Here is a 16,247-nt window from a genome sequence, read left to right as displayed (position 1 = left end):
CACCGGCAGGAGAATCCGACATGGCCTTACCTCAGGAAAGCGTCAGCATGGCGCTGTTTTGCGATTTCGAGAACGTCGCGCTCGGCGTGCGCGACGCCAAGTTCGAGAAATTCGATATCGGTCCCGTGCTCGAACGGCTGCTGCTGAAGGGCAGCATCGTCGTGAAAAAGGCGTATTGCGACTGGGATCGCTACAAGGCGTTCAAGGCGTCGATGCACGAAGCGAGCTTCGAGCTGATCGAAATTCCGCACGTCCGCCAGTCGGGCAAGAACTCGGCCGACATCCGGCTCGTCGTCGATGCGCTCGACCTCTGCTATACGAAGTCGCACGTGGACACGTTCGTTATCATCAGCGGCGATTCGGATTTCTCGCCGCTCGTGTCGAAGCTGCGCGAGAACGCCAAGAAGGTGATCGGCGTGGGCGTGAAGAACTCGACGTCCGACTTGCTCGTCGCCAATTGCGACGAATTCATCTTCTACGACGACCTCGTGCGCGAACAGCAGCGCGCGAACGCCAAGCGCGAAACGCGCGAGGCGAACGTCGCGGCGCGCCGCTCGTCCGACGAGGACAAGCAGCCGAAACACGAAGTCGAAGCACGGAAAACGAAGGCCATCGCGCTGGCCGTCGAAACGTTCGACGCGCTTTCGACCGAGCGCGGCGAGAGCGGGAAGATCTGGGCGTCGGTGCTGAAAAGCGCGATCAAGCGCCGCAAGCCGGATTTCAACGAGTCGTACTACGGTTTCCGGGCGTTCGGCAATCTGCTCGACGAAGCGCAATCGCGCGGTTTGCTGGAAGTCGGCCGCGACGATAAATCCGGCTCGTTCGTGTTCCGCAGCAATCCGCCGATCGTCGCGAAAGCAGCCGATCCCGCGCCGGTCGCGGATGCGCCGAGCGGACGCGGCGCCGCCGAAAAAGGCCGCAGGAAGGGTCGGAATTCGCGGAAACAGGGTGTCGAGCAGGTTGTTGGGGTGGCCGTCGAGCCGGTAATCGAGCCGGTATTTGAGCCGGTCGTGACGCCGCCCGCCCTCGAATCCGCGCCGGCGATCGCCGAATCGACGGATTATCTGGAAGCGTCCGAAAACGCTCCCACCACCGACGCCGCTGAAGTTGAAGGAAAGCCGAAACGCGCCGCGCCGCGTCGAGGACGCAAGACGGCGGCTAAAAAAGCCGGTTCGGTGGAGAAGGCGGAAGCGGAAGCGCGCCCGGCCGAAATGGCTCAAACGGCCCAAGCGGCAAAAGCGGCGCAAACGGCCGATGCAGCCGATGCGCCCGAAGCCGAGCCCGCCGCTAAGCGCGCTCCGGCACGCAAGACCGCGCGTCGTCCGCGCAAGACCGCGGCGGCGACCGAACGCTAACCTGAATTACGCCGGCTCGCGCAACGCGAGCACGGCGTCGTTCAACGCGGCGCGCAGCGCTTCTGCATCGCGGATACCGGGCAAGCGACGCACCGGATGCGCGGGCTCGCTGGTCTGGATCATGACCGAACCTGTGCCGAAAAGCCGCTGCCACCATGGCTGGACGGTCGTGACGCCGCGAATCCTCGATAGTTCGAGGCTCGACACGCGGCGTTTGACAATGCCCTGCCGCCACGTGATCCGCTCGGTATCGATGACAATTTCCGTGAACGCCGTCTTGAGAAACGGCAAGCCGACGCCGCCCAGAATCAGCACGGCCTGAACCACCGCGATCCGCCAGTCGAACGGAAACTGGTTAGCCGTCGCCGCATGGATCGCCCCGATCAACGCAATGACGACAGCCCCTTTCAGCAAGGCCGGAAGGTTGATGACCTGCGAGGGCGCACCGTTAAAAATGACGGATTTGGGCGGAGTGGCGTGTTTCATCGCGTACTTCGTGGCGTAGATAACTGAATGGAGCGGACCGGTGCGCTCGTGATCGGCGAGTCGAAAGCAGATCCGAACCCGAAAGCGCATTTGTCACTCAATTATTCAATATAGCAGGATACGTTGCGTCCCCATTTCGCCCGAGACCGAGGGTGAACCCGGAGAAACTAGCGCGCGGCCCGTTCCGCCTGGCGCCGACGCCTGAGCGCGGTCGCGCAGTTTTCCACGCCAATCACTTCGCCCGCCGCGTTCAGCATTTCCAGATCGCCGCGCACGTAGTTCAACGTCACAACCACGCCGGACGCGGAATCCAGCGTTTGCGGCGTATGCGTCGACCCCGCGGGCTCGGCGACAAAACTCCCCGGCCCGGCAATCCACTCATGCTCCAGATAACGCCAGCGGCCTTCGAGCGTGTAGACGGAGACCGGGCCGACGTGCCGATGCACGGGCAGCGCCACGCCGACCGGCATTTGCAGGAGCGAGACGGTTTCGCGCGCGGTGGTATCGATGCTCAGATATTTGACGAGCACGCCGGGCAGCGCCGGATCGAGCGGAAGCCAGGAAATGGCGGCGGAATCGAGGAAACTCGGTGACATCGGACAGGCTCCGGATGGCGGAATGGCGGATTCTCTCACGCGGAAAACGTGAAAACGGCGGTCATCGTGAGGCGATTGCGGCGTCGAGCGATATCGCTCTCACGGCGTGACGAAAAGCAAACGTGAGCGGCCCGCCACTCGAATTTCAGGTCGCGCGTACCGCGATCACGCCGGCTTTGCGCACCGCTTCGGCCGGAGCGTTCACCCAGTGTACGAATACGCACGCTGGCGGCCAGAATACGCAGATGTTCGTATTGTGAAGGCATCGGCGTGCGCGCTAGGCTGTGACATCGGAAGAACACAAACCCATTAAAGAACGCGGGCGCGCGGCGCAACCCAACACGCACCGCGTGCCTCGCGAGAGGCCGGAGACCACGCACGAACCGGCTCGATCCCGAGCGCTCCCGGAACGCGTTCGCGCGCGTCGCGAGTGCCCGGGAACGGCGGCTGCAAAGCGCGGTTTCGTGGCTGCTTTGCGAGTGGCATCACGAGGAACACAAGAACGTGCGTCGTCCGCCTGCTTTCGTGCGGAAAGGCAGCACGCACCGAGGCCGCTGCACGAGTTCACGGGAGAACAATAATGAGCCACGGCTACGAAGCATCGTTGGTGAAACGGGTGGTGAACGAACTCGTCGACAGCATCGTCAACGATGAATATCCCGACCACTATCTGCCGCCGCAAGTCATCCTCTCGAAGAAACACGGTGTCAGCCGCACGATCATGCGTGAAGCGCTGAGCGTGCTGATTTCGCGGCGCATGGTGGACGTGCGCCCGAAGCGCGGCACGCTCATCAATCCCACCACGCAATGGCTGATCGTCGATCACGAAGTGGTCGAATGGCGCTTGCGCGCGCGCGTCGATCCCGAGTTTCTGCACGGCCTGATCGAGTTCCGGACGATGATCGATCCGCGCGCCGCCGCGCTCGCCGCAACGCGCGCGAGCCGCGTTCAGCGCGCCGCAATCCAGAGCGCATTTCAGGACCTCGTGCATGTGGAAGCGCGCGGCGGCACACATTACGCGGCCGTCGAGGCGCTGCAAAAAGCCATCGTCGATGCAAGCGGCGACGAACTGCTCGCGCAACTGGCGAACGTCGTGCGGTCCGGACAGCGCGCCATCGCGCTGGAAAAGCCGCTCGCCGCCGACCTGCGCGACCTCGCGATCGAGCGTTTTGGCCAGGTCGTGCAGGCCATTGAAGCGGGCGACGCACCCAGCGCCCGGCAAGCAATGACGATGTTGCTCACGCACACGGCCGCGCGCCTCGCGAGCGAATTCGCCTAGTCCCTCGCGCGTCGCGTGCACGATGAAAATCCGCGCTGCGCTCGATCGCTTCGAAACACATAAGCATCGTACAAAATACGTTTGAGAATGATTCGCGTTTACGCTACATTCGCGCTCGGAGATAACAACGAGGGCGACCGGCATGGCGCAACAAGAACAAGAGTGCGTGCGGCGGGACGCGGGATCGGCGGTTTCGTGCGTATTTCGGGATAGTCTGGTCGAGGCGTTGATCGCTCATCGTTCGATGCTGATCGGCGTGGCGCGTGGTGTCGTGGGATGCCGGGCGCACGCCGAGGATGTCGTACATGACGTGCTGATCAAACTGATCCAGTTGCCCGCGCAGGGCGCGATTGCGCGGCCGCTCGCGTATGTCACGCAAATGGTGCGCAACGCGTCGATCGACAATTTGCGCCGCCAGACGCTCGAGGGCTTGTATCGCGCCGCCGACGACGAAGGGCTGGATGTGCCCGCGCCTCAGCCGACGCCGGAAGCCGCGCTGATGACCCGCGACGCGTTGCAGCACACCTGCGACGCGCTCGGCCAGTTGCCCGAGCGTACGCAGGCGGCGTTCGAACTCGTGCGCCTGCGCGAGCAAACGCTGCAGGACGCGGCGCGCGCGCTGCAGGTTTCGCAGACGCTCGTTCACTTCATGGTTCGCAACGCCGTGCAGCATTGCGCGGATTATCTGGATGCCGTCGATACGCCCGGTCGCGCCGAGCCGCCGTCGCGGCCGCGCCGCAAGTCCCGCGCAGCGGCGCTCGCGGGTTAGGACCGGCCGGCGGCGCGCGCGTCGGCAAGCGCCCGCAGATTACCCTCGCCGAAACCATGATGGCCACGGCGTTCGACGATCTCGAAGAACATGTCGCCCCGGTTGCGTTCGAGGAAAGTCTGGAGAAAAAGCTGAGGCGTGCCGTCGGCGGCGATTTCGCCATCGACGAGAATGCCGCGCGAGCGCAGCGCGGCGATATCCAGACCGTGGCCCGGCAGACGCGCATCGAGTTGATCGTAGTATTTTTGCGGCGGCTGGACGAAACGCACGCCGCGCGCGGCGAGCGCATCGACCGACGCAAAGATGTCCGTCGATGCGAGCGCGATATGCTGCACGCCCTCGCCCTCGTGATCGGGCAGATACTGCTGCATCAGGTCGGCGCGATACGTGCCCTCTTCATACACCGGAATCCGGATCCCGCCGCACGGCGAGACGATCACCGCCGAGTCGCGCGAGACGTGCCAGTCCGGATGCACCTGATGAATCTCCTCGAAGTGCAGCACTTCGCGGTAGAAGTCGAGCCATTCCTGAATCCGCCCCGCGCCGACCGTCTGCGTGAAGTGATCGACTTCGCGCAAGCCGGTTTCGCCAAGCGCGGATGCGGAAGGCGTGTGAACGGGCGCGGTCCACGGGCGGAAATCGACGTCGTAGATCGACATGCCGCTGTCTTCGGTCTTGCCCGGCCAGTGATCGACGAAATAGATATGCGAATCGCCGATCCCCTGAATGGCCGGAATCGCCAGTTCGTTCGGACCGATCTTTTCCCCTTCGAAATCCCACGCGCCGAATTCCACCGCATGCGCGTGCGCGCTCACTGCATCGAACACGCGAATGCCGATCGCGCAAATGCCGACGCCGTGGCTCTCGGCGAAGCGCGATGCGAACGAATCTTCCTCGGCGTTGAGCAGGAAGTTCATGCTGCCTTGCCGGAACAGCGTGACGGCCTTGCTGATATGTTGCGCGACCGGATGGAACCCGAGCCGCTCGAACAAAAGGCGCAGGCCGTCGGGATCGGGACTCGTGAACTCGACGAATTCCAGCCCGGCGATGCCGAGCGGATTCGCCTCGGCCGAAGCCGGCGGTTGCATGGTGGAACTGAAGTCGGTGTGTGTCATCGGGCCGTTACCTCGGAGAACGCTGGGCTGCGTTTCTAGCGAACGTGATTATCGTCGATCCCGCTCGACCACTGAAGCGGGAAACGCTCGCCGCGTCTTACTCGCATAGATTCGCGGCGTTGAGTCCGCGTAGATTAGCGCCCCGGGAATCGGGCTGTCAAAGCGGCCGGCTTAGCCAGCCTGTCACGCCGGCCGCTCCAAGATATCGCTCCGCAGCACTGCGCTTCGTTACGGCGCCGATGCGGCGCCCGGTTGTGCCGGATGGGTCTTGCGCTCCGCGTTCTGGATGTCGGTCGGATAAGTGGCGTCGTCGGAATTGGGCTTGTAGCCGTTCTTCTCCAACTGGCTCAGCTCTGCGTTTTTCTTTGCGTGGGCCTGTTTGCGCTGCGCCTTCTTGATCTGGCTCGGCGTGGAGGCTGCGGTGTCGGCGGCCGTCTGCGCCATGGCAACCGGCGCGCAGACGAACGACGCGGCAACCGTGGCGGCCACGGTGATCGAAACGAAATGATGCTTAAGCATGGCGCAATCTCCTGATAAAACGCGTTGATTAAAATTTGGGCACATCGATTACATCGCCGATTACATCGATTAATCAGCAAGCAGACGTTATGCCCGCTGGAACCGTTTCGTGAATCCTGATCAATGGCGTCGCCGTTTCCGAATGCTGAACGACGGTCGCGATGTCGGTAAAACACGCCTTGTCCGTTAATACGGTTCGCGTAAAGTAAGCCTTCACTTTCTCGATGCAGGCAGGAGCGTGCCATGAGTGTGCCCGATCGGCAAACGCAAGCCGCAACGCGCGATGGCTGGGCGACGCTTGCGGCGTCCGCGCGCGAAGCGGGCGCGAGCCTCATCAAGAATCTCGCGATCCCCAAGCCGTTTCCCGACGCCGCGCTCGAAGCGCGCTTCCTCGAAGATCACGCGCAACGATTCTGCGCGTTCCGCCGCGCTTCCGCGCTGCTTGCGCTCGCGGTGTGGACCAGCTTCGTCTGGTGGGACATCAGTTTCGCCCACCGGCATCATGGCCTCGAAGGGTTTATCGGCGAACTCGTGACGCTGCGCCTTCTTGGCGTCGCGCTGCTGCTTTGGGTCGGCATGCTGACGTTGAAGCCCTCGTTTCGCCAGCACGCGGTCGCGCATCGTGTGATTTTTACCGGCGTGTACGGCCTGCTCTTTCTGCTGCTGATGATGGTGGTTCGCGCGCCGGCGCCGTACAACTACACGCAGTATTTCATCGGCTTCTATCTCGCGATTTTTTTCCAGTACAGTTTCTTTTACCTGAAATCGCGCACCGCTTTTACCGCGAGCGTAATCACGCTCGCCTCGATGATCGTGCTGCAACTCATGGGCAAATTCCTCGCGCCCGAGGACTTCGCGGCCGGAATGTTCTATCTGGTGAATGTGATCGTCGTCGGTCATGGCGTGTGCGTGCATGCCGAACGCGTTTCGCGCGAGCGCTATTCGGCCGAGCGCGCACTCGCGTCGCTCAACAGCGAATTGCTGATGACGAACCTCGAACTCGAACGCAAACACGACGACTTGCAGCAATCGAAAAAGGATCAGGAAACGAAGACCAACGCGCTGCTCGCGTTAAGGGAAGAGCAGATGCACGCGGCGGAAACCGCCAGTCGCGACAAGTCCAATTTTCTTGCCGCCGCCACGCACGATCTGCGTCAGCCGATGCACGCGCTCAACCTGTTTTTGCAAGCCGCGGTCGAGGCGTTGCGTCACGAGGATTTCACCGAGGCCACGCGGTTGATCGAACAATCCGGCCAATCCTCGGAGATTCTCGCGCGTCTCCTGAACGCCGTGCTCGATCTGTCGCGCCTCGAATCGGGGCGCGTGGTGCCGCGCTATCACGTGTTCGATCTGAATCCCGTGGTGCGCGAAGCGGTCGAGCAATTGCGGCCGGCCGCCATGCTGCGCGGTGTCGAATTGCGCGTGCGCCTGCCGAAAGAGACGATCGTCTGCGTGCGCAGCGACGCGCACTGGCTCGGCCGCGCCGTTGCCAATCTCGTCGCCAACGGTATCAAATATGCGAATTACAGCGTGGCGACGCCAGCCGTGATCGTCGGCGTGGTGCGCTCGGCGACGCGTGCGCGGATCGACGTGGTGGATAACGGCGTCGGTATCGCGCCGCAACACTGGGACGCGATCTTCCAGCCGTTTTTCCAGATCGGCAATCCGGAGCAGGATCGCGACAAGGGCCTGGGGCTGGGACTTTCCATCGTGAATGCGGTTATTTCGATGCTGGAAGAACACCGGATCGAATTGAAGTCGGCCGAAGGACGCGGCTCGCGTTTTTCGGTGGAACTGCCCGTGTGCGGCGCGGCGACCGAACAACCGGCCGCGCCCGTACCAGCGCTGAGCGGCGCGAGCACCGCCACGCTCGAAGGGCTTTACGTGATGCTCGTGGAAGACGACGGTCTGGTGCGCGCCTCGACCGAGGCGCTGCTGTTGCAGTGGGGCGTGCTATTCGATTCCGCGTCGAGTTACGAGGAATTCGAGGTGCTGCTCGATGAAGTCGAGCGGTTTCCGGATCTCGTGATTACCGATTTCCGTCTGCGCGATTTCAAGACCGCGCGCGAGATCGCGATGCTCGCAACCGCGAAGCTCGGACGGCCGTGTCCCTGTCTCGTCGTGACGGGCGAACCGTCCGCGACCATCGTGCCGCTCGCCTGCGCCCACGATGTATCGAGCAAGCCGGTCAGCCCGGCCGCGTTGCGCTCGCTTATTCTCTCGCTGGTGAGCGGCGAAACGAAAGAGCCATTGCCGCTCTGATCAGGACGTCGGCGTCTGGGCCGTCGGCATCTCGATCCCGCGCCGCGCCATTTCCACGATCAAAAACGTGCGCCGGGTCACGTGAAAACGCGCGAGCAGGTCGCTTGAATATTCCTTCGCGGTGTTCTCGCTGATATTCATCTTCCGCGCGATGGCCTTGTTCGACAGACCCTGCAGCAGATAACGCAGCGTCTCGGTCAGACGCGGCGGCAGCTTGAGCGATTCGATCGTCACGCCCGAATGCGTCGAGACCGGCTTCGGGCTATGCCCACCCTTGCCGAGCACACTGTTCGGTAGATACACCCGGCCGCTCAGAATGGTCCGCAGCGCCTCGCGGAAAACTCCAGCGCCCTGCTCGCTCGCCTTCGAAATAAACCCGCACGCACCGTTACGGATGCATTCCAGCACGGTGTCGCGGTCGTCTTGCGCGGACAGCATGATGGTCTGAACCTCCCGTTCCTCTTCCCGTATCCAGTTCAGCAGATCCAGCCCGGTCGCGCTGCCGCGCAGATGGTAATCGAGGAAAAGCAGGTCGTAGGAGCCGCTCGACAAGCGCGCGGTGGCCTGCTCGAAACCGTCGGCTTCGTCGATTTCGAGCAACGGCTCGTTGGCGAGAATGAGGCTCTTCATCGCGCTGCGCGTGAGCCCCTCGTCTTCCACCAGCAAAACCGTCTTGAAGTAACCGTTTTCCATTGCACCCTCGCTTGACCCCCCGATGGTAATCCGCCGCCGTGGCCGCGCCACCCTCCTTTCGCAGGGATCGGTTCGGCAACCCCCAAGAAGTCTGCTTTCCCCCCGCGCGTGCCGGGTTTTCGCGTCCGCCTCGAATCGCGACACTGGGTTCAACAGAGACGGCCTTGAACCTTGACGGAGGAGCAGATGATCACTCGCCACGCTACCGACGACGAACGGCAATTCGCCTGGTGGACCCTGGAACGCGCACCGGCGCCGGTTGCCCGGCCGCGTGTGCTGATTGCGCATACCGACCGCCCGATCGGCGAATCGCTTGCTGTCGTGCTGCGGTTGAAGGGTCTGCAGGTCATGATCGCGCACGATTTGAAGACCGTGCGCTCGCTCGTCGCGAACTGGAAACCGGAAGCGCTGCTGCTCGATACGCGGCTCGACAGCGACACCGGTTACCGATTGATCCGGCAACTGCGTGTGGACGTGGGAAACACCTGCCGGCTGCTGGTTGCCATCAGCAACATCGCGCCCGCCGATCCGGTCGAGTCGCTCAAGGACGCCGGTTTCGACGCCCACTGCCGCCGTCCGTGCGCCACCTGGCGCGTCGCGGGCTTGCTCGAATCCTACTTCTCGAACCACTGAACGCCATGTCCACACTCAGCCCAAGCGCGGCCTCAGGCGAGATAGCCGAGATGTTCCGCGAGTATCAGCGACCCGATCCCGACCAGAATCACGCCGCCCGCGATCTCCGCGCGCTGGCCGACGACCGCGCCGAGAAAGCGGCCGACCATCACGCCGAGCGTCACCATGATCATGGTCGCCAGGCCAATGGTCGCGGCGGTCGAGAAGATGTTTACGTCGATGAACGCGAGGCCGGCGCCGACCGCCATCGCGTCGATGCTGGTGGCGAAGCCCGTCAACGCGAGCAGCCAAAACCCGTGTTTGTCCGGCTTTTCCGCGTGGGGTTCGGGCGTTTTGAAGCCTGACTGGATCATGCGCAATCCGAGGACGGCGAGGAGACCGAACGCTATCCAGTGATCCCAGGACGTGACATACGGCGCTGCGGCTTTGCCGAGCGCCCAGCCGACCAGCGGCGTGAGCGCTTCGATCACGCCGAAGATGAGACCGGTTTTAAGCGCCTCGCGCATCCGGGGACGATGCAGCGCGGCGCCTTTTCCTACCGCGGCGGCGAAGGCGTCCGTCGACATGGCGACGGCGAGAAGCAGAGTGGAGGCGATATTCATCGTGTGGGGTTCAGGTCGGGCAAGGACACACGACATGTCCGCGCGCCCGACCGGTCGCGCCGACACATCGATGGTCTTGCCAACCGTGAAACGGCGGCTCATGCCACGATCCGGATGGATCGAGTATGTTGACATGAGCGCTCTCGCCAGAACAAAACGACGGCGAAAGCCGGCTACTCCCCACAGACGGCGCCAAGATTATCACACCAGAAAGCGTTTTGTAATCGCAACGGTGCCGTCATTCGCCCGACCAGTAATCGAGCGAATCGCGCGTCCGGCCGATCGCGCGCAAACCCGGCGTGTCGGCTGTCTCCGCGACCAGCACGGCGTAGCGGTCCGTATGCGGATACTCGACCACGTCCGGCGATTGCTGCGTGCTGACTGCGAGATAGCGCAGTTCGGTGTCGCCGGTATTTGCGATCTGATGCGCCGTCTCGCGTCCACCCGCCGGACACGCGATGACATCGCCGGGACGCAGCGGATAGCGCGCGTCGCCGATCCGCGCTTCGCCCGTCCCTTCCAGCACGAAGAACATTTCTTCATTCACGCGATGATTGTGGAACGGGAACGCGCGCTTGCCCGGCGCGAGCGCGATCACGCTGTAACCGAGCTGCGTCGCGCCAATCACGCGTCCCAGCCGGGCGATGCGCGGCGCATAGCGCTCGGCGGCGTCGCCGGTCGGCGCGAACTCGGGCGGCAACGGATCGAGCGGTACGTCGCCGATATTGATCACAGGTCCCGACATGCGGCCTCCTGAAATTCGGTGTGTGAGCGAATGCCGATTATAGGGACACGCCTGGCAAGTGCTATCCATACCGGGATGACTACCCGCCTTGTTGCGCTTCGCGGGGCGCTTTATCGTCGGGATGAACGGCTTAACGGGACCCGACCATGAATCATTCGAGCACGGCATCCGCCGCAAAATTCGACCCTTCGCGGGCAGCGGACTATCGCGAACAAAGCCGCATTGCGCTCGCGGGCTACGACGCGTGCCACGAACTGGCCGCGTGCGTGCTCGCGGCATCGCTCGGCGCGGGAACGGATGCGCGCGTGCTGATCGCGGGCGCGGGCGGCACCGGACAGGAGATCGTCATTGCAGGGCGGCTGGAACCGGCATGGCGTTTCGTCGCCGTCGATCCGTCGCCGCCGATGCTCGACCTGTGCATGACGAACGTATCCGACGCGGGGCTGGCCGAGCGCACCGAGCGCGTGCTCGGCGTGGTTGCGGATTTGCCGGACAAGCGCTCTTTCGATGCCGCGACGCTTATCGGCGTGCTGCACCATCTTCCCGGCGACGACGCCAAGCGCGCGATCCTCGCCGATATCGCCGCGCGGCTCGCGCCGAACGCGCCGCTGATTCTCGCGTGCAACCACCACGCGTATGCGTCGCAGCCGCTGCTGCTCGCCGCGTGGGGCGAGCGCTGGCGCATGAACGGCGCGAGCGCGGACGAGGTGAAGGCGAAGCTCGGGCGCATTTTGCAAGGCGCCGATCCGCCGCAGTCGGAAGCGCATGTCGCGCGGCTGCTCGACGAGACGGGTTTCGAGCGGCCGCAGCGCTTCTTTTCGAGTCTGTTCTGGGGCGCATGGATCGCGCGGCGGGCCCTGCGTTAGTCGTTCGCCGCGAGATCGTTGCGCCGTGGTTCGAGCGGCCGGCATCGCGATGGATTCGCGCTCGGCGGCGCGCGTCAATGTGCCTTCTTCGAACACCGCCAGAAAAAGTTGCGGCGTCGTCAGGGGTCGGGACGTCTGAAGAGGCTTCGGTGCCGTGCCGGATGCTTAAACGGAATCAACGCTACTTGTCCGCTAGTTCGAAGATGCCGCAGCCGGCTCGATATCGAACTATCCGCGTGTTCGCGGCGTCTGACGTGGACAGTTCCGTTTCCGAGCCTTCCGCCATGACTCTTTACCGTCCCCAACGACGCGGCTTTTTGCGGCTTGCGGCTGCCGGACTCGCACTTCCGCTCGCGCCCGCACGCGCGCAGAACCCGGACGCCATGAACCGCCGCCGCATCCCGTCCACCGGCGAGCTGCTGCCGGTCGTCGGCTGCGGCACCTGGCGCACCTTCGACGTCGGCGACGATCCCGCCGCCCTCGCTCGTCTCGCCGACACGCTGACCGTGCTGTTCGACGCAGGCGGCTCGGTGATCGATTCGTCGCCGATGTACGGTTCGTCCGAGGAAGTTGCGGGCAAGGTGCTCACGCAACTCGACGCGCACAAAAAGGCGTTCGTCGCGACCAAGGTGTGGACTCAGGGCCGAGCGGCGGGCATCGCGCAAATGCAATCGTCGATGCGGCTTTTTCAGCAAGCGCAGATCGACCTGATGCAGATCCACAATCTGCTCGACTGGCGCACGCAACTCGCAACGCTGCGCCAGTGGAAAACCGAGGGACGTATCCGCTATATCGGCGTGACGCACTACACGTCGAGCGCATTCGGCGAAGTCGAAGCCGTGATCGAAGCCGAGCCGCTCGACTTCATCCAGATCAACTACGCCGCCGACGACCGCAGCGCCGAAGCGCGTCTTCTGCCGCTCGCAGCCGAACGCGGCGTCGCGGTCATCGTGAACCAGCCGTTCGGCGGCGGCGGGCTGCTCGCCGGTTTGCGCGACAAGCCGTTGCCCGTGTGGGCATCGGCGATCGGCTGCGAAAGCTGGGCGCAGATGCTGCTCAAGTTCGTGCTCGCGCATCCGGCGGTGACGTGCGTCATTCCCGGCACGGGCCGGCCGGAACACATGCGCGACAACGTGCGCGCGGGTTTCGGCGCGTATCCCGACGACACGATGAGAAAGAGGATCGTCGCGGCGATCGGCGGGTGATTTAAGGCTTGCGTCTCGCGCGCTTTTTTGCCGGCGGCGTTGCCGGCGCGAGCGAGGCGCGTTCGGTGATCGTGACGGGAAACTCGCGAAATATCTCGTACGTCGTGCCGTAGCACGCGTTGAGCAGCCAGCGCACCGCGTTGCGCGTGAGTTCGGCGGTCGGAATATGGACCGACGTCAGGGCGGGTGCGGAATAAGCGGCGGCGTAATCGTCGTCGTAACCGACCACCGAAATATCGCCTGGCACCGCCACGCCCGCCTGCTGAAACGCCGACAGCGCGCCCACCGCCATTTCGTCGTTCGCGCAGAAAAGCCCTGTAAAACGCGCGCCGGAATCGATCAGCGAGCGCGCCGCGTCGAAGCCGCCTGCCGGTGAGAAATCCGATTCGACGAGTTGAACATCGGCCCGTTCGATACCCTGCCGTGCGAGTTCGTCGAGAAAACCGGCGACGCGTGCCTGATTGTCCGATGCCAGCGCGGGACCGCCGATCACCGCGAGTTCGCGATGGCCGTTTGCGAGCAGCGTGCTGGCGGCGAGCGCGCCGCCGCGATGATGATCGGCGCAAAACGATGCGTCTGGAAGCTGGCCGAATGCACGGTTGAGAAACACGAGTTTCGGGTGCATGCGGTGCAGTTTGACGAGATCGTCGTCGCTCAGATCGTGACTCACAACCACGACGCCGTCGCAATCGCGATCGATCAGAAACTCCACCGCGCCCATGGCCTGCTCGCGGGGCGAAGTGTCGCCGCAACCGGTCGCGACCACGAGATGCCGATGCACCGCGCGCAATTCGTGGTCGGTCTCGTTGAGAATAGTGCCGTAATACGGCCCGAAAAACGACGGCACGAACAATCCGATCATGCCGAGCTGCTGCGCCGAGAGCGCGCGTCCTATCGACGACGGCCGGAAGTTCAGTTCGGCAATCGCGGCTTGCACGCGCGCGGCGGCATCGGCTGAAACCGGCCCTTTGCCCGATATCGCCCGCGAGGCTGTCGACATGCCGACGCCAGCGAGTGCCGCTACATCCTTTAGCGTTACCACGGTGGATTCCTGCCTAGGAGGCTGTATTTGGTTGGGGTTAGTCGGTCGGCTTGTACTTCTTGAGAACTTGCTTTCGTGTGCGTTTATTAGCTCTGCCCCTGTCCGGGGCGGCGGTTTTTGGTTTGCTAGCGCTCTATGCTTCTGTCGCTTAGCACTTCCTGTGAACTTGCTTTCGTGTGCGTTTATTAGCTCTGCCCCTGTCCGGGGCGGCGGTCTTTGGTTTGCTAGCGCTCTATGCTTCTGTCGTTTGGCACTTCCTGTGAACTTGCTTTCGTGTGCGTTTATTAGCTCTGCCCCTGTCCGGGGCGGCGGTCTTTGGTTTGCTAGCGCTCTATGCTTCTGTCGCTTGGCACTTCCTGTGAACTTGCTTTCGTTTGCGTTTATTAGCTCTGCCCCTGTCCGGGGCGGCGGTCTTTGGTTTGCTAGCGCTCTATGCTTCTGTCGCTTAGCACTTCCTGAAAACTTGCTTTCGTGTGCGTTTATTAGCTCTGCCCCTGTCCGGGGCGGGACTTACTTTCTTTGCTGCTGCAAAGAAAGTAAGCAAAGAAAGCAGCGTGACCGTCTAAGTGTCCACCACGAACCGTAACCGGAAGTGGTGCGCAAGCTGATTCGGCCATCGCACCACACAACAGAGTGGAGCCGCTCATCCATCCCGGCAGGCACGAAGTGCCTGCCGGAAAGGCATAACCGAATAAATCAAACCGAGCGCCGGTTGTAGGTGCGCCCGTCGTCCGAGCGCAGCGAGGATGGAACTGACAGATGCTGTGCCAATACCAACGAATGCGAGTTGCCATAGTCAGCTTGCGTGCCTATCTGCAAGGTTATTCGAGGTGGACACTTAGGCGGATAAGCTGCTTTCTTTGGTTACTTTCTTTGCAGCAGCAAAGAAAGTGACTGCTGCCGCGCATAGCGGCGTGCTAATAGACCGACACGAAAGCAAGTTCCCAAGAAGCACAGAACAAAAAAAGCAACGAGCGCCAGCAAACATACAAACTGCTAAACCCGCGCTCCACTGGCCTCATCGAAGATCGAAACCCGCGCGCGATTCAGCGTAAAAGCGGTCGCCTCATCGACCGCAACCACCGCATCGTCCTGCGCAATGGATGCAATCTGCGCGCCGTGATAATCGAGCCAAATAACGCGATGGTTACCCATCGGCTCAACGAGCGTGACCGTTGCCCGATGTTCAAGACCCTGACCGACGCGCACATCCTCAGGCCGCACACCGAGCACGCACGCAGCGCCATTCACCGGCGGCGCGCGAAATGCGTAACCCGTCACGTCCAGATCGAAATGCTCGGCCTTGAAGCGCACTGTCGCGCCCTCCGTTTCGAGTCGCCCTTTGAGCAGAATCATGCCCGGCGACCCGAGAAACGTCGCGACGAACAAATTGACCGGCTCCGCGTAGACATCGCCGGGCGTGCCGATCTGTTGTATCGCGCCGCCGCGCATCACGGCCATGCGGGTCGCAAGCGTCATCGCTTCGACCTGGTCGTGCGTCACGTAAATCATGGTCGCGCCGAGGCGCTTATGCAGTTGCTTGAGTTCGCGGCGCAGTTCGGTGCGCAGCTTCGCGTCGAGATTGGAGAGCGGCTCGTCGAACAGAAACACGTCGGCTTCACGCACGATCGCGCGGCCGATCGCCACGCGCTGGCGCTGACCGCCCGACAATTGCGCAGGACGGCGCTTGAGCAGCGGCCCGAGTTGCAGCATCTCGGCCGCGCGGCCGACGCGCCGTTCGATCTCCGCCTTCGGCGTGCCGTTGATGCGCAAGCCGAACGAGAGATTGCGCTCGACGTTCATCGTCGGATACAGCGCGTAGGACTGAAACACGAGCGCGATGCCGCGATCTTTCGGGTCGGCCCACGTCATGTCCGTACCGCCTATTTCGATACTGCCCTCGCTCACGTCGATCAGCCCCGCGATGGTGTGCAGCAGCGTCGATTTTCCGCAGCCCGACGGACCCAGCAGCACGATGAATTCGCCCGGCTCGACATCGAGGTCGAGCGATTCGATCACGGTATTGTTGCCCAGCGCGATTTTCAGATCGCGGATGCGCACATTCGAAACATTCGACATG

General features: G+C 63.0%; 16 protein-coding genes and 1 riboswitch. Of the genes, 7 read left to right on the top strand and 9 right to left on the bottom strand.

Annotated elements, in window-relative coordinates; all coding sequences use genetic code 11:
* The first annotated feature begins 20 nt into the window (after nucleotides 1-20).
* On the top strand, nucleotides 21-1,355 hold the full coding sequence (locus AC3D25_RS26500) for an NYN domain-containing protein (RefSeq protein ID WP_488891456.1): 1,335 nt from the start codon (nucleotides 21-23) through the stop codon (nucleotides 1,353-1,355).
* Between the two features lie 6 nt (nucleotides 1,356-1,361).
* On the opposite strand, the gene AC3D25_RS26495 is transcribed toward AC3D25_RS26500, so the two are convergent.
* Nucleotides 1,362-1,841: a PH domain-containing protein gene (locus AC3D25_RS26495; protein ID WP_488891455.1), complete on the bottom strand. Its 480-nt coding sequence runs from the start codon at nucleotides 1,839-1,841 to the stop codon at nucleotides 1,362-1,364.
* Between the two features lie 167 nt (nucleotides 1,842-2,008).
* On the bottom strand, nucleotides 2,009-2,437 hold the full coding sequence (locus tag AC3D25_RS26490; RefSeq protein WP_488891454.1) for a 2,4'-dihydroxyacetophenone dioxygenase family protein: 429 nt from the start codon (nucleotides 2,435-2,437) through the stop codon (nucleotides 2,009-2,011).
* Between the two features lie 580 nt (nucleotides 2,438-3,017).
* Here AC3D25_RS26490 and AC3D25_RS26485 point away from each other — a divergent pair.
* Nucleotides 3,018-3,716: a FadR/GntR family transcriptional regulator gene (locus AC3D25_RS26485; protein ID WP_488891453.1), complete on the top strand. Its 699-nt coding sequence runs from the start codon at nucleotides 3,018-3,020 to the stop codon at nucleotides 3,714-3,716.
* Between the two features lie 142 nt (nucleotides 3,717-3,858).
* Entirely contained in the window at nucleotides 3,859-4,485 is a 627-nt protein-coding gene (locus AC3D25_RS26480; protein WP_488891452.1) for an RNA polymerase factor sigma-70, read from the top strand.
* Here AC3D25_RS26480 and AC3D25_RS26475 read toward each other — a convergent pair.
* Both AC3D25_RS26475 and AC3D25_RS26470 read right to left on the bottom strand, forming a co-directional pair.
* Nucleotides 4,482-5,600, bottom strand: coding sequence for a 4-hydroxyphenylpyruvate dioxygenase family protein (locus tag AC3D25_RS26475; RefSeq protein WP_488891451.1), 1,119 nt, complete (start codon nucleotides 5,598-5,600; stop codon nucleotides 4,482-4,484). The two genes, AC3D25_RS26480 and AC3D25_RS26475, sit on opposite strands and share 4 nt — an antisense overlap.
* Before the next feature lie 228 nt (nucleotides 5,601-5,828).
* Nucleotides 5,829-6,119, bottom strand: coding sequence for a DUF4148 domain-containing protein (locus AC3D25_RS26470; RefSeq protein WP_488891450.1), 291 nt, complete (start codon nucleotides 6,117-6,119; stop codon nucleotides 5,829-5,831).
* 243 nt (nucleotides 6,120-6,362) lie between these two features.
* On the opposite strand from AC3D25_RS26470, the gene AC3D25_RS26465 reads away from it, so the two are divergent.
* On the top strand, nucleotides 6,363-8,381 hold the full coding sequence (locus AC3D25_RS26465; protein WP_488891449.1) for an ATP-binding response regulator: 2,019 nt from the start codon (nucleotides 6,363-6,365) through the stop codon (nucleotides 8,379-8,381).
* Here AC3D25_RS26465 and AC3D25_RS26460 read toward each other — a convergent pair whose 3' ends face one another.
* Complete coding sequence (locus tag AC3D25_RS26460; protein ID WP_488891448.1) at nucleotides 8,382-9,074, bottom strand: response regulator; 693 nt, start codon at nucleotides 9,072-9,074, stop codon at nucleotides 8,382-8,384.
* Nucleotides 9,075-9,260: 186 nt separating this feature from the next.
* On the opposite strand from AC3D25_RS26460, the gene AC3D25_RS26455 reads away from it, so the two are divergent.
* A complete protein-coding gene (locus AC3D25_RS26455; RefSeq protein ID WP_488891447.1) occupies nucleotides 9,261-9,707 on the top strand; it encodes a response regulator in 447 nt (148 codons plus the stop codon).
* Between the two features lie 32 nt (nucleotides 9,708-9,739).
* Here the strand turns inward: AC3D25_RS26455 and mntP are convergent, their stop codons facing one another.
* A complete protein-coding gene (gene mntP / locus AC3D25_RS26450; protein ID WP_488891446.1) occupies nucleotides 9,740-10,309 on the bottom strand; it encodes a manganese efflux pump MntP in 570 nt (189 codons plus the stop codon).
* A gap of 8 nt (nucleotides 10,310-10,317) precedes the next feature.
* Nucleotides 10,318-10,506: riboswitch (yybP-ykoY riboswitch) on the bottom strand.
* A gap of 41 nt (nucleotides 10,507-10,547) precedes the next feature.
* Nucleotides 10,548-11,054, bottom strand: a complete 507-nt coding sequence (locus tag AC3D25_RS26445) for a cupin domain-containing protein (RefSeq protein WP_488891445.1) — start codon at nucleotides 11,052-11,054, stop codon at nucleotides 10,548-10,550.
* 146 nt (nucleotides 11,055-11,200) lie between these two features.
* Here AC3D25_RS26445 and AC3D25_RS26440 point away from each other — a divergent pair, with 146 nt between their 5' ends.
* Together AC3D25_RS26440 and AC3D25_RS26435 are read left to right on the top strand one after the other, a co-directional pair.
* The gene (locus AC3D25_RS26440; RefSeq protein WP_488891444.1) at nucleotides 11,201-11,920 is read left to right on the top strand and encodes a class I SAM-dependent methyltransferase; all 720 of its coding nucleotides are present in this window, start codon (nucleotides 11,201-11,203) and stop codon (nucleotides 11,918-11,920) included.
* 284 nt (nucleotides 11,921-12,204) lie between these two features.
* A complete protein-coding gene (locus AC3D25_RS26435) occupies nucleotides 12,205-13,125 on the top strand; it encodes an aldo/keto reductase (protein WP_488891443.1) in 921 nt (306 codons plus the stop codon).
* Between the two features lies 1 nt (nucleotide 13,126).
* Here AC3D25_RS26435 and AC3D25_RS26430 read toward each other — a convergent pair whose 3' ends face one another.
* The gene (locus tag AC3D25_RS26430) at nucleotides 13,127-14,167 is read right to left on the bottom strand and encodes a LacI family DNA-binding transcriptional regulator (RefSeq protein ID WP_488891442.1); all 1,041 of its coding nucleotides are present in this window, start codon (nucleotides 14,165-14,167) and stop codon (nucleotides 13,127-13,129) included.
* Nucleotides 14,168-15,163: 996 nt separating this feature from the next.
* Nucleotides 15,164-16,246 (bottom strand): ABC transporter ATP-binding protein, encoded by a 1,083-nt coding sequence (locus tag AC3D25_RS26425; RefSeq protein WP_488891441.1) that lies wholly within the window; start codon nucleotides 16,244-16,246, stop codon nucleotides 15,164-15,166.
* Between the last annotated feature and the right edge of the window lies 1 nt (nucleotide 16,247).

The sequence above is a fragment of the Caballeronia sp. SL1002 genome (assembly GCF_057814995.1).
The sequence above is the reverse complement of the archived record's forward strand: the minus strand, read 5'-3'. Positions and strand labels throughout refer to the sequence as shown.